At 48.5% G+C, this 12727-nt stretch carries 8 protein-coding genes; 2 read left to right on the top strand and 6 right to left on the bottom strand.

The window, feature by feature from the left end; translation table 11 throughout:
- Positions 1 to 225: 225 nt before the first annotated feature.
- From ACR0DG_RS21080 to ACR0DG_RS21060, 5 genes are all read right to left on the bottom strand, one after another.
- On the bottom strand, positions 226 to 2010 hold the full coding sequence (locus ACR0DG_RS21080) for a PQQ-dependent sugar dehydrogenase (RefSeq protein ID WP_480700400.1): 1785 nt from the start codon (positions 2008 to 2010) through the stop codon (positions 226 to 228).
- Positions 2011 to 2043: 33 nt separating this feature from the next.
- Positions 2044 to 3474 carry an NAD(P)/FAD-dependent oxidoreductase gene (locus ACR0DG_RS21075; protein ID WP_480700401.1) on the bottom strand — a complete coding sequence of 477 codons (1431 nt, stop codon included), beginning with the start codon at positions 3472 to 3474 and terminating at the stop codon, positions 2044 to 2046.
- 16 nt (positions 3475 to 3490) lie between these two features.
- A complete protein-coding gene (locus ACR0DG_RS21070; protein ID WP_480700402.1) occupies positions 3491 to 4078 on the bottom strand; it encodes a GtrA family protein in 588 nt (195 codons plus the stop codon).
- Complete coding sequence (locus ACR0DG_RS21065) at positions 4075 to 5253, bottom strand: glycosyltransferase (RefSeq protein WP_480700403.1); 1179 nt, start codon at positions 5251 to 5253, stop codon at positions 4075 to 4077. The genes ACR0DG_RS21070 and ACR0DG_RS21065 overlap by 4 nt, the downstream gene beginning before the upstream one ends.
- Positions 5254 to 5686: 433 nt before the next feature.
- Positions 5687 to 7648: a glycosyltransferase family 39 protein gene (locus ACR0DG_RS21060; protein WP_480700404.1), complete on the bottom strand. Its 1962-nt coding sequence runs from the start codon at positions 7646 to 7648 to the stop codon at positions 5687 to 5689.
- A gap of 429 nt (positions 7649 to 8077) precedes the next feature.
- Here ACR0DG_RS21060 and ACR0DG_RS21055 point away from each other — a divergent pair, with 429 nt between their 5' ends.
- On the top strand, positions 8078 to 9382 hold the full coding sequence (locus ACR0DG_RS21055) for a UDP-glucose dehydrogenase family protein (protein WP_480700405.1): 1305 nt from the start codon (positions 8078 to 8080) through the stop codon (positions 9380 to 9382).
- 96 nt (positions 9383 to 9478) lie between these two features.
- On the opposite strand, the gene ACR0DG_RS21050 is transcribed toward ACR0DG_RS21055, so the two are convergent.
- On the bottom strand, positions 9479 to 10450 hold the full coding sequence (locus ACR0DG_RS21050) for a UDP-glucuronic acid decarboxylase family protein (protein ID WP_480700406.1): 972 nt from the start codon (positions 10448 to 10450) through the stop codon (positions 9479 to 9481).
- 810 nt (positions 10451 to 11260) lie between these two features.
- Between ACR0DG_RS21050 and ACR0DG_RS21045 the strand changes: the two genes are divergently transcribed.
- On the top strand, positions 11261 to 12724 hold the full coding sequence (locus ACR0DG_RS21045) for a lipopolysaccharide biosynthesis protein (protein ID WP_480700407.1): 1464 nt from the start codon (positions 11261 to 11263) through the stop codon (positions 12722 to 12724).
- The last annotated feature ends 3 nt before the right edge of the window (positions 12725 to 12727 follow it).

The following is a 12727-nucleotide window of genomic DNA, read 5'->3' as shown; positions in this document are numbered from 1 at the left end:
GCACTGGGCTATCGCCCGCCAGCGCCTGAAACCATCATCCCAATGGACTACAGGCCGACGATGCACTAACAATCAATTTGGACCAGTCAGATGAGGCTGCTCAGTAGGTCGGATTAACTTATTACGACCTGACCTTTACTCGCCCATTTCTGGAGTTGGCTTAAAGCCATGTTTTCACCCTATCACAACGGAGAATCGCGCAGATGTTGTAAGTGCGCAGAAATGTTAAAAGGATTCGCTAACCAATTTGAGGTAAGCAATCATAGATCTCACCGATTGATTGTCGTTGAACTCAGGTTTAGGCATTGGTGTTCCGGGAGCGAAAGCCTGTGGATCCTTAAGAAATTCCGTCAGTGTTTCTTCATTCCACACGCCTGTATGGGCGCTTAGACCACTAGAGTAACCATCGTAATCGGTCGACGCGATCTCGCTACCGAAAATGCGAGCAAGACTGGGGGAACGCGCGTGATCATCCACTTCGAACGAATGGCATTCGACACAAGCACTGATCGACGTTTTCAGACGCTTCGCCGCATGGTTTGAAAGTCCTTGTCGCTCAACACTTGTAGCAAACAGCTCCGACCGGCTCTGCCGATCCGCGCCCGTCAAAAAGATAATATTTCGATCGTCTGTCCAAAGAACTATACGACCGTCACTGTGCTGATGAACGTCACGTATACGCGTGCCGACTTCTATCCTTTCGGAATAAACCACCCGACCTTCTGCAACCCTAAGCCGATACAGTGAACCATCGAGCAACGCTGCAGCCAGCAAATCACCGTCCCAGGATGGGTGAAAACCTTCGACGTGTGTCAGGGCGGACCCTGCAATTGACGGCACCCATGAATAAATTGGACGTTCAAAATTACCGTGTCGACCGTAACTCAACGAGCCCGGTATTTTACCGGAATCCCAATAAGTTAATCCATAAGACTCCAGAGGCCAACCATAGTTGGCGCCCTCGCGTACTAGATTCAGTTCGTCGCCGCCTTTCGGCCCATGTTCAAGTAAATACATTTCACCGGTTGGCGTGAGTGTTAATCCCTGCGGATTTCTGTGACCCATCGAAACGATTTTTCCCTCACCGGAAGCCACATCGATAGCTAAAATCTTTCCGTATTCTGCGTCGGGGATCTGTGCGATACCCGGCCCCGCCTCAGAGCGCATTCCGTCGAAATGATAGTCCCCACTGGTCATGAAGAGCGTTGACGGGGCCTCGAAAACGAGTTTTCCGCCCGCCATATGGCCCTCAATCGCCAGATGTCGGGTTTTCAGAGGCAAACAGGGTGCCGTTCGGTAAACTATTTGCCAATCAGCGGCCGCAGCCTGAACCTCATCAATCGATATAACCGCAGTACCCAGTGGCAACAAGGCTACCGTATTGGTTACACATTTTTGACTAGGGTGGTACTCGGAATAGGAAATCGCCAGCGTCGGGCCATCTGGTCCAGAAAACTGGATTAGGTCATTGTATCGAAGATACCCTGCACGGATTTCGTATTTTTCATTATCCGGATCACTAGCCAATGCTTCGTACGCGGATCGGTAAGTGTCGGGAACGGTTACTTCCGTCGGGCGTACATCCTCTGCGGAGCTGGCAGCGTAGATGCGCCCGTCGTACGGAAGAAGCAAAACGTCAGATCCAAAGGACGTCAAGCCACCGCCATTTTCGCGGATTGTATGGTATGGGCTCACACGCTCCACGGGTACTTGCGCGACTTCAGCTTCAAGATTGATAAGGTGCGAAGGCAGGCGTTCAAGTTCAAAAACCGCGGCCTGTCCAGACCCAAGCCTGGCCGCAGCCTTTTCGATGCGCCGGTCAACTTTCTCGAACACGCGGTAAGGAAAAAATTCACGTTTGCCGATTTCGAACCCTGCAAATACGGCGATCGCAATTAAACCCACACCCAATAGAAAAAGTGTAGTAAGTTTAAACAATCTGAAACGCGCTGGGGCGACCGCAGTTTTCCCGGCGCTCTGAACAGGCGACGTTTGTTGCTTCTGTACCATGAGTAACCCCGATTTTCTGGTTTCGGATATTCCTCACTTCGCGGAACTTGTCTGGCGTTTACGACTACTGGCTGTTTCGAGAACTGTAAGCGGCGGTTTTACAGGCGTCTCCTCACGCTCGCCCTTACTGCGCTTTTGTAAACTATGCAGCAATTGTTCAGCCATGCGGTTTCCGTCGCGCACGGCGTAATTTGTTCCTCGGTCCATCGGATAAATCTGCGAGAAATTGCACATGAAAACCCCAGGGCATGGGGTTTGATGCGGGACAAGTTTGTTTTCTTCGAAGCCAATGTCGACGATATGCTGTGCATTTCGCAGGCGGAAAATTCCGTCGTCAACTACATCGTCGCGGTCAAAATCGGGGAATATCTTTTTGATCTCGCTGTACCAGCGCTCTTTCAGATCCTCCGGCTTCATTGACATATATTCATGCTCTGGCGGAATATAGTCGCCAATATAATAGATGTTAAGGCCGCCAAATCGTTCACTTCCCACAAGATTAGTCAGGCTCAGAAACACAACGAAAGGCGCATTCTCAGAGTTTATGTTGTGCCAGTAGTATTTGGTGAATTTCTGGGGGGTGGCAAAAACATGAACGGCCGCATCAAGATAATCGATACTGCGGAGGCGATTGAAATACATAGGGTCGCGCTCTTCATAAGGAGCGATCATACGCGCCAGAATATGGCTAGGCACCGTTGCTAAGACACGGTCAAAACGCTCCTCTCCAGCTTCGTCGGTTGTAATTATGACCTCATCTGTGTCGGGGTCGTGTGAAATACTTTTAACCGGCGTTTTTAACCGGATGTCCGTGTGAGAGTCTCGTAGAGGTTTTTCAAGCGCATCGACGATGATTTTGAAACCACCATCAAAGTATCCTAAAACCTCGCCACCAGCCTGTTTGTCGCGACTTTCTACCCGTTGCAAGAGACGTCCCCAAAGCCACGACATCGTAACCTTGTTATAGTAGCGGTCGAATTTTCCGCGCAGTAGAGGTTCCCAAATCACATCTGTGACTTGTCGACCGGCATACTTTCTAAGCCACTCCAAAGCAGTCTTGTCACTCAGTTTCCGCCAATCTTTCTCGCGTTGAAGCCAAAGCACACTGACACCAGCGCGAATCCGATTTACGAAACTAAGCGGTCTAAAACGAATTAGATCGAGCGGTGTCTCCATCGGGTAAAGGGTCCCGTCATAATAAGTCGAGACGGAAGACTTGTGATAGGTCAACTTATCGCTCAAGCCCAACTCATCGGCTAGAGACAAAATATATTCGTCCGTTTTGTAGAGAAAATGATAGGCCTGTTCGACACTGTAATCTGCAAGCTCGAAACCAGCGGCAAGCCCTCCAAGCCGTTCTGACGCTTCACAAATGGTAACGTCCACGCCTTTTTGACTAAGCCGATAGGCTGCAGTTAAGCCTGTAAAACCACCACCAATGATACAAACTCTTGGCTTTTTCATCTTAACGAACCGTTTTTCAAGTATTTTCAGAAGGTTGCCCACTCACCCCGAATTTACGGAAGGTGACACGCGAATTCAGCAAGTATTGGACGACAAACACGAGAGGCAAAGACAAAAATTTTCCTGCGTTGGCATCTAGGCCGATAGACTGCGCTGCGAAAATTACACCGTAGCCTGCGACATAACCGATCCCGCAGACGATAATAAAGCAGGCAAGTCGCAGAACAAGGTAATCGTTGGTTTTAAAGTTGTGACGGGTATTAACGAAAAAACTGAATAATACTGATGTCGGAACCGAAATAGAGTGCGCGACAAGAGCGCTAGTACCGGCCACGTTGTAAAGGATCAGAAACAAAAGCACGTCAATTGCGCTCGCAGTACATCCAATTATGAAATATTTAACCAACTTTTCGTGACGCTTAAGCAACGCAACAAAGCTAATTTTTGAAAACGTCTCTTCGTACTGAACCGACGCACTCGGGTCGAAACCGCCAACTCCACGACCTGAAGCAACAAGTTTGGTGTCTGTATTTTTTGCCCCAGCTATTTGATCCTCGCTTTTCGACGGTTCAGCATGCAGGTCATTCAATATTGCATCTGTCATGGTTTTGCCCTCTCGCTTTTACGCAACGCAAGAACCGGATATCGAACCTGGCCCCAAACGAACGCCTGAGTTGCGACATAGTTCCAAACCACCGTAACAAGAGCGCCAGCCATTGCCGGAGCAAGATCAATCATATCGGTGTACTGATCGTGAAGCATGGTCGCGACGCCAATATTGGCGAAAATTCCAACCGAACAGAGCACCGCAAAAACCACGAAGCCTATGTAAAAATCGATTCCCCGTAGTCGCCGATCATTGTAGGTGATCGCATTGTTAGCAGAATAATTGAAGGTAAGCGCAACCATTGTGGCCATGATTTGAGCGGCCGCAAATGTCGCATCAAACAGCCTTTCGGCAGCAATGAAAATCATCATATGGCAAATGATACCAACGCAATTTATCATTGCAAACGAGATGAATCGCGCTGGCAGCGGCAAGAAACGGCTGATCTTCTTTTCGATGAAGAACAGGAGAAATTCATACAATACGCCCGTATCCAGCTTGGATTCACCGTGTACACGCTCTCTAAACATAAACGGCACCTCGACAACCTTGGGACGCGGACGTGAAGCAGCAATTAGGTCCAACAGAATTTTGAAACCGATCTCTGAAAGGTTGGGTAAGGCCCTGAGCAACACTTCCCGACGAAACACAAAAAATCCGGTCAGCGGGTCCGACATGTTAAGATTGAACAGCCGATTGGCAAGCTGAATGCCTGTACTACTAATCTTTACACGCGCCTCAGAAGACAAACCTGTCGGTTTTTCCTCGGCTAAGAACCGGCTAGCAGAAGCAATAGACGCTTCACCGCTTTCAACTTTTTGATAAAGCTTTGGCAGAATGGTTTCGTCATGCTGTAGATCACCATCCATAACCGCAATTATGTCCGACGCGGCGGCCAAGCCACCCTCGACAACCGCGGATGACAGTCCGCGCCGATTGTGGCGTGAAATTAAACGCACTCTCCGGTCTACCCGAGCCAATTGACGAACGGCATCAGCTGTGCCGTCTGGCGAGGAGTCGTCCACGAAAATTACTTCCCAGGAGATATCTCGCAATGCCGAATCGAGCTTACTCACAAGTTCCGCGACATTACGCACCTCGTTAAATGTCGGCACGACGACGGATAGGGTAACTGAATGCGGCACATCGGAAACATGCCCCATATTAGTCATGAGGCCCTCCTCAGACTAAACATCCCTGTATCGATTCGGAGACACTCGTAGCCAATAGAGTGACTACAAATACTAAGTTTTACTGCAACTTTTTTCACAAACACACACCCCCGGCAAACCTGAACACGAACGCCGCACATAATAAAAAAACAAGGCAAACGTAGCGACTTTAGGGGTCGTGGTCAAAGGATTCGGTTTGCAACGTTTTCATAGGCTCAGACCCTACGATCTTCCATGATGCAAAATCCACTAACTCCCGACTATTGAGTAAACTTCAGTAAATCTAAGAAAAATAGCAGATAAACGGCACTCAGAAGAGTTCGACCGCCCGTGCAAAAGATTTGAAACCGTGGGTTATGAAATTTATTTGAACATAAGAAAAGTGGTGAAGATTTAAGCAGACCTGAGCAGCTATACCGTCAAAATAGCTTCGTCATTCTATTACTTCGGCAGATTCGCCGGCGTTAAAATCCGTCAAACTATATTCTGTCACAGTTACACATTCGATGCGTGCGGGATATTTTGTCACTTTTTGCGGAGAAAGGACTCTGTCAATTTCTTCACGCAAATCGTAGACCCTTGAATATTGCATCTGGCCTTTGTCCTTCAACTCCTTGCAGCTACCACCTTCAATCAGCGCGAGTTGGCTATAGCCTTCGGCAGACACTTTACGTAAATAATCAATGGTTTCCTCCACGGCGTGTTCACGGCTCCAAATATCTGCGTAGTCCAATGGCCTGAAAATATGAGGGTCTTCAAGTCTAGCGAAACCGATAAAATGAACGTTTTTGTCACGCGTATAATAGCCGAACGTCGGGCCCATGAAATCTGGATTAAGCAAGTAGAGCGTTTCATTTGAAGCAAGATCTATGCTGTTTGCTACTGCGGGTATTCCCGATTTTGGCAATCTATCCGACGTCGCAGTGTCCCATACATTGAAAAACGTCCAGACAAAAAACGCGACAATAACCAAAGGCAATGATTGCAGCCAGCGCCAACCGCGTTCATCCAAAAGGCGACCGACTCGAACCAACCAGATACCCAAGAATGCGCTGACGATTGGGATAAAGGAAAACATGTAGCGCCCAGTCAAAGACAACACAGCCAGCATAAGAATTGGCCCAAGCAGGGCTACGCCCAAAACGAAGGTCGCCGTCTCCTCTTCAGGTGTCGCCTTAAATTTCCGACGCCGTCGAAAGATAGCTGAAACCGACCAACCTATTGCGCAAACAAGCGCAATGGTGCCAAAACCCAGCGTAGCTTTGGCGATGATCGACTTCTCGCTGCTCCAAGGCAGCAGATAAGCTATATTTTTATAAACGGCACGAGGCTGGTCTGACCACTCGGCTTCCGGTGTCCATGGTGTCCCGGTCCCTAGATGATCAAAGAAAACAGGAATCCACGGGATATATACGGCAAATATAGCGAACCCAGAAATTAAGTAAGGAAGAACGGGCACCTCGCCCGGATGGCGAATTATTAGAACTACCGTTACCACCGCTAAGGACACAAGCAACATGAGGCCGGTATACTGAACATAAATGAGCAAGCTGGCACTGAGAACGAAGCCAAAAAGTGACCAAACACGATGTTTACTCTTGAGGCTCTTAAGAAAAAAAAGCGTCACGAGGCAGCACAAAAGAGCTGCTAGCGTATTTGGTCGCGCTTCCTGTGCATAGTAAATACTCACCGGCGAAATTGTTACAAACGCGGCAGCAAGAAGCGCAGCCGATCGTGAACCAGACGTTCTGGCAAGAAAGTATGACGCCGGAATCGCAAGAAGCCCAAAGACAAAAGGCGATATCTTCAACGCGTGTTCACCGGTGCCGATCCATCCAGTCACATAGTGTGTTATCAGGTAAAATCCCGGTGGATTCAGTTCACCGCATTTTACCATGCCTACTACGGCTGCGCCGCTTCCCGAAGCTGCCTCGAAGTAAGTTGACGCCTCATCCCTCCAGATACCCAGATTCAGTCCCGGCAGACGAAACGCCAACGCAATAACTAAAAGCCAAACCAACATACACGCGTCGCGAAATGCGGGCGAATACAATCTGCCAGCCTGTCCATCAACAAGTCGGTCATAAGTAAGATACGGGGAAAAAGACAAGCTAGCTAATACACTCAGCCCGGAAACAAGCAAAAGATAGTAAAGCGTTCTTTCAATTGCCGTTTCATAGTAATCCAAAGATGGAGTTGCCCCGTTTTTGGAAAACTCTTCAGCCACAGACGGCCACATCTGTGCTCTGTAAAGCCAGTCCGCAATAACCTCTCCAACTGCAAAATACAGGATTAAAAGAAAGACTGTCGCGACAGTTGCAAATCCCGAAATAATAACAGCAGGCCCGACACTTTCAGAATGCAGTTTACGAATAAAGTTTAATCCTTCGTGCATAAATGAAGGTCCCTGGTAAAAAAACACTCTTACCCAAAAACAGATGTCTTGTCGCAAATGGATAGCCAAGTAAGAATGGCTGGCAATTGCATTTAGATCAAGCCACTTGCGTTTGCATCATGATCAAAAGTACATCGCTCCACTTTTTACTCCAACTGGTAAAATGTGAGGATAAGTAAGAAACCCACTTTTCTACTAGGGTAGCGAAGGGCCAAAGGTACGCCGTCATACAAACACGTCAGTCCTAACCACAAACGTCTGTCAATCGCTACATGATGCATCCTCGGGCTTTACACGGCTCCTTCGTTGTCATTTAAAAGTTCCGTCAATACTAATACCCACTGAGTTTTATTGTTAGGGTAGGATCGCCCAACCAATCTGTCGAAAACGCGCGCGCCTACCCAGTGTACCAGTACAAGGATTTAAATAATGCGCATTGCTATGATCGGCACAGGCTATGTGGGCTTGGTGTCAGGGGTTTGTTTCTCGGATTTTGGGCACGACGTTGTATGCGTCGACAAATCTAAAGAAAAAATTGAGATGCTGCAGGCCAGCAAGGTTCCCATCTACGAGCCGGGCCTCGACACACTTATGGCCAAAAACGTCGCCGCTGGACGATTGAGTTTTACCACGGATCTGGCAACGGCTGTAGCTTCGGCAGACGCCGTCTTTATTGCGGTGGGAACGCCAACGCGTCGCGGGGACGGACACGCAGACTTAAGCCATGTCATGGCTGCCGCCGAAGAAATCGCCCGCGCAATCGAAGGGTACACAGTGATTGTGACAAAATCCACTGTGCCAGTAGGCACCAACCGCAAAGTTCGCAATGTGGTTAGCGCAGCTAATACAGAGGCGAAATTCGACGTAGCTTCAAACCCGGAATTCCTGCGAGAAGGTGCCGCGATCGACGATTTTATGCGTCCTGATCGAGTTGTTGTCGGCATCGAAACGGAACGCGCAGCCGAGGTGATGGCCGAAATTTACCGACCGTTGTACCTACGAGATTTTCCTATTCTTACGACTGATTTGGAAAGTGCGGAGATGATTAAATACGCGGCCAACGCGTTTTTGGCAACTAAGATCACCTTCATCAACGAAATTGCCGGTTTGTGCGAACGAGCGGGTGGCGACGTCAAAGAGGTGGCGCGCGGCATCGGTTTAGATGGTCGGATCGGCAACAAGTTCCTGCATGCCGGTCCCGGTTATGGGGGCTCATGCTTTCCAAAAGACACAACTGCACTGGCGAGGATTGGGCAGGAACATGCGCACCCGATGCAAATCACAGAGACTGTAATTCGCGTCAACGAAGGCATAAAGATCCGGATGATCGAAAAAATCCGACAGGTTTGCGATGATTGTTTCAACGACAAAACCGTGGCGGTTTTGGGTGTAACCTTTAAGCCAAACACCGACGACATGCGTGAAGCACCATCGTTGTCCATCATTCCGGCCCTAATCGGCGGTGGTGCGCGGGTTCGTGTCGTTGATCCGCAGGGCAAATCCGAGGGTCAAACACTTCTACCCGGTGTGGAATGGATCGAAGATCCCTATGAAGCGTCCAAGGATGCGGACGTCGTAGTTCTGCTCACCGAATGGAATGAATTTCGCGCTCTCAACTTATCCGACTTAGCCAGCGGTATGAAAACGGCTCGCATGGTCGACTTACGGAACATATACTCTGAAAAGTCGGCTCTCAAAGCAGGCTTTGAGGCCTATATCGGAGTCGGGCGATAGGTAATAAGCACTGACACGATCCTTGCAATCTTCCGAACAGTGATTTCGCGGACCGTGTCCTGATCTGTACTCTTTTTCGGTCAGAGAATAGTAGGATTAGGTCAACCCAACATCTTTTATAAGATTGCGGAAATAATCGATGGTTATCCTCAACCCATCGTCAAGTTGGACCTTGGGCTCCCAGTCCAGTATTTTCTGAGCTTGGGTAATATCAGGCCGGCGCTGAAGAGGGTCATCTTGCGGCAAAGGGCGATAAACGATCTTCGATTTTGACTTGGTAATATCCACCACCTTTTCAGCCAGTTCCAACATACTGAATTCTCCAGGGTTACCAATATTGACCGGGCCAGTCACATCTGAGCCGCTATCCATCATTCGTAGCATACCCTCGACCAAGTCCTCGACGTAACAGAAAGAACGTGTTTGAGTGCCATCGCCGAAAATTGTTATGTCCTTACCGGTCAGAGCCTGCACTATGAAATTCGAAACCACACGCCCATCGGCGTGGTGCATACGCGGACCATAAGTATTAAAGATTCTCACAACTTTGATATCGAGCCCATGCTGTCTATGATAGTCGAAGAACAATGTCTCGGCGCAACGCTTGCCCTCGTCGTAGCAAGAACGCGGCCCTATCGGATTGACATTGCCCCAGTAGTCTTCGGTCTGCGGATGAACATTTGGATCGCCGTAAACCTCCGACGTTGAGGCCTGCAGGATTGGGCACTTCAATCGCTTTGCAAGACCTAGCATGTTGATCGCGCCATGCACACTGGTCTTGGTTGTCTGTACCGGGTCGTGCTGATAGTGAACCGGGCTGGCGGGGCAAGCCAGATTAAAGATCTGGTCCACCTCTACGTAGAGAGGAAATGTAACGTCATGACGCAGAAACTCAAACCTCGGGTGGTTGTGCAGATGGTCAATGTTTCGTTTTGTTCCAGTAAATAAATTGTCAAGGCAAAGAACTTCGTGCTTTCGTTCAAGTAAACGGTCTACAAGATGCGACCCCAAAAATCCGGCGCCGCCCGTAACCAGAATACGCTTTCTGTTGTCATAAGGGCGAGTCATAATACACCTCAAAAACCGTAAACTAAGTAAAATTTCTTACGCTCTGAAAACACATACTTCATCGTTTTTGATAAGCAAAGCCGCTAGCCAACACAGAAACCGAAAAATCCAGTAACAACCCATCGCTTGCGGCACAGCGGGACAAGAACCAAAAAATCTCCTCCTATCAAATTCGACAACAAGAAGCTCTGAGGTTGTTACGGAAAGATTACCCTGTGCTTTCGAATAGCGTAATGGTCTCACAACAACGTTAAAATAGAAGCCAATACATACCAGGTCTAACTAATTCCAAGACAGTTCGATCTCGCATCAAGACCGGTCGTACCTTTGTCCCTTTTTCCAGTAAAACTTTAAGCTCCTGATTCTACGAGACAGTTTCTTCAGGCTTTGTGCTCTTGTTTGCCCTTCGAGGCTCTCCGCCCTCTAACGCAACAGTATATCGGTTCAACTGGAAACGTTCATTGATTGTCAACAATACCGGACGCACAACAAACACGATACCCTACAAAATGAAAAAATTGGCGTCTGTGCTACACTGCGTTTACCACGACTCAAAACTAAAGCATTTTCGCCACAAAAAGGTATCACATTGACTCAAAGAAGCTTCGCCAATTCTGCTTCTTTTGGAGCTCATTGCATAATGCCTTCGTAAGACGCAGATCAACGCGTTTTTGCTCCTACAGGTCAGATATGCTCGGGCGGCAGCGCTACACGCTTACAAACACTTACGATTCGTGCTAGATGCTTGTTGGTTTTGTGTACTTAAGCGGTTGCTTCGCGGCACTTCGCAAAGGTTTATAGTGTATTAGAATGGTTGAAAAATCGCGTTCCAATAATGTAGGCGATAGCGTCAGGAACGTTCTGTGGGCATACCTTTCCTTTTTTAGCACTAAAGTCCTCAATCTCGCGTCGATTGTAATTCTGGCTTGGTATCTTGAGCCAGCAGAATTCGGAACCATGGCTATTTGCCTTGCGGTACTGGGGTATTTTGAAATCATTTCAAAATTCGGAATGGGCGCCGCACTCGTTTCTACTCGCGAAAAAGTAGAAGAAACAGCCAGCGCTGTTCTTTTGTGCGGTTTGGCGTTTTCTAGCTTTTTGGCCGGATCACTCTGGCTGTGCGCGGAGCCACTCGCGAAATGGTATGGTGACCCGCTATTGGGAGAACTTCTACCTGTTATCGGACTTGCTCTCTTAGTGCAGGCACTGACCAACGTAAACGCCAATTTTCTGGTTCGCGAATTGCGTCTGAAGGCCAAGCTTGTGCCGGATGTCTTGCGCGGTTTGATCAAGGGGATAGTCTCAATCCTTTTGGCGGTTCTCGGCTTCGGAGTCTGGTCTTTAGTACTAGGTTATCTAGGTGGTGCCATCGCTGGCGGCATCGCGTTGTGGGTTATCAGGCCTTGGTGGCCGACCCGCAGACCCGATTTGGCTACCCTGAAATACATTGCGCATTTCGGATCGCATTTGATCGGCGCGGAGACTATCAATGCAACGCCGCGGCTATTGGACAACCTTCTTGTTGGTAAGGTTTTGGGTGCTTCAGCGCTTGGAATTTACTCTCTGGCTTACCGAATCCCCGAATTGGGGATAAAAAGCCTCAATAACGTTGCAGGCTTTGTTCTGCATCCGGTAATGTCTAAAATTCAAAACGATCCCAATGCTTTGAAGGCTTATTATTACGGAGCCCTTAAATACTGCTCACTTATGATGTTTGGGACAGGTGCCGCTATTGCAGTGGTTGCAGAGCCCATGGTGCATGTTCTCTACCCACCGAAATGGTACGCTATGATTGCACCTATGCAACTGCTAGCCATCGGATTTGCGATAGGGACGCTAAATATGGTTCCAGGAAATCTCTTGAAGGCGCTCAGTCGTACGGATCTGATGTTCAAAATCTCTCTGATAAACTTACCCTTTTTCTTGGTGCTTATCTGGCTAGCAGTACCTCATGGGATCGTGGCTGTTGCCTTTATTCAAGTGGTTTTAGCTCTTATCCAGTTCTCGTCCCATTACTTTTTTCTGAAAACCAGGCTCGATATTTCTGCCCAGCACACATTTAGCGCCCTGTTACCCGGCGCGGTCTGCGCCTCAAGCGGAGTTGCTATGGCACTTCTTGCAAAAAGAGTTCTGTATATCGACGGCGACCTTTTAGAGCTAGGTGTAGTATCGACTGCTTTCGGCACCGCATTTCTTGTTTCAGCGCGCATAATGACACCTGAGATATTTAAGCTAATTGCGCAGCGTTGGCTTCGAAAATCGGGTCGGGCCTAAAAA

Source organism: Ruegeria sp. BG8 (assembly GCF_056538325.1).
Note: the sequence above shows the minus strand (reverse complement) of the source record. Positions and strands in the feature narration are given on the sequence as shown.